Origin of the sequence: Microcystis sp. LEGE 08355 (genome assembly GCF_015207185.1) — a bacterium.
In the GTDB taxonomy this organism is placed as follows: domain Bacteria; phylum Cyanobacteriota; class Cyanobacteriia; order Cyanobacteriales; family Microcystaceae; genus Microcystis; species Microcystis panniformis.
The window spans coordinates 1-1,199 of record NZ_JADEXI010000922.1; the positions used below are offsets into that span (position 1 = coordinate 1).

1 protein-coding gene is annotated in these 1,199 nt (G+C 43.0%); it reads left to right on the forward strand.

The window, feature by feature from the left end:
• A partial coding sequence (locus IQ242_RS25295; RefSeq protein WP_193961844.1) for a cation:proton antiporter occupies positions 1-1,091 on the forward strand: 1,091 nt, incomplete at its 5' end.
• Positions 1,092-1,199: the final 108 nt, after the last annotated feature.

A 1,199-nucleotide genomic window follows, 5' to 3' on the forward strand; every position in this document is an offset into this window, starting at 1 on the left:
TTTACGTTGCCTTAGAAGTAATTAGTATTGCCGCTTTTCTGGTGATTGCCTATCCTCGCAGCGATCGCTCTCTCTGGGTTGCCCTGCGTTATCTGTTTATCAGCAATGTGGCGATGTTATTTTACCTTATTGGCGCAGTTTTAGTCTATAAAGCCAATAATTCCTTTGCTTTTGCTGGTTTAAGGGGCGCACCTCCCGAAGCCTTGGCTTTAATCTTCATGGGATTATTAGTCAAAGGGGGAATCTTTGTCTCGGGATTATGGCTACCGATGACACACTCGGAATCGGAAACCTCCGTCTCGGCGCTGATGTCGGGGGTGGTGGTAAAAGCTGGCATTTTTCCCCTCCTGCGCTGTGCTTTAATCCTAGAGGATTTGGATGGACTAATTCGGCTTTTGGGGGTGCTAACGGCGATTTTTGGCTTACCCTATATGATTTTTGAAAAGGATAGCAAGCGGATGTTAGCCTTTAGCACGATCGTGCAGCTGGGTTTTATTTTGGCTGCCCCACCGGTGAGCGGTTTTTATACCCTTACCCACGGATTAGTTAAATCTTCCCTATTTCTGTTAGTGGGAGTTTTACCCAGTCGCAATTTTAAAGAATTACAGCAACAATCGCTCCCTAATTCCCTCTGGATTGCTATTGTTATCGCCAGTTTTTCCATCTCTGGATTCCCCTTATTATCCGGTTTTGGGGCGAAAGCGTTAACGATGAAAAATTTATTACCTTGGCAAGAGGTAGCCATCAATTTAGCAGCCGTAGGTACAGCGATCGCCACTGCCAAATTTATCTTTTTACCCCACGCAAAAGTTGCCACTGGGGGAAAGTTAACCTTGAGTGGATGGTTAGGAATAATACTATTGTTAACTGCCTTATTTGTAGCCAATGCTGTCTATTTCGATGCCTACAACCTGGGAAATATCAGCAAAGCTTTAGGGATTATTGCTATCGGTTGGGGGTTGTATCTAGGGATATTTAAAAAGCTGTCCTTACAATTATCAAAAGCTTGGGAACAATTTGATAATCTCGTCGGTATGATGGCTGTTATGTTAATGCTTTTGTTTTCTTTAATCCCACATTCCGCACCCTAAAGTGTCACATTGAAAATTTTATCTAAATCGTCAAAACGATTGCCGGCTCTGAATTACAGGCTAATTTGTTGGATCAGCAGATGCACAATTAGCCCTAAAAATCTGATA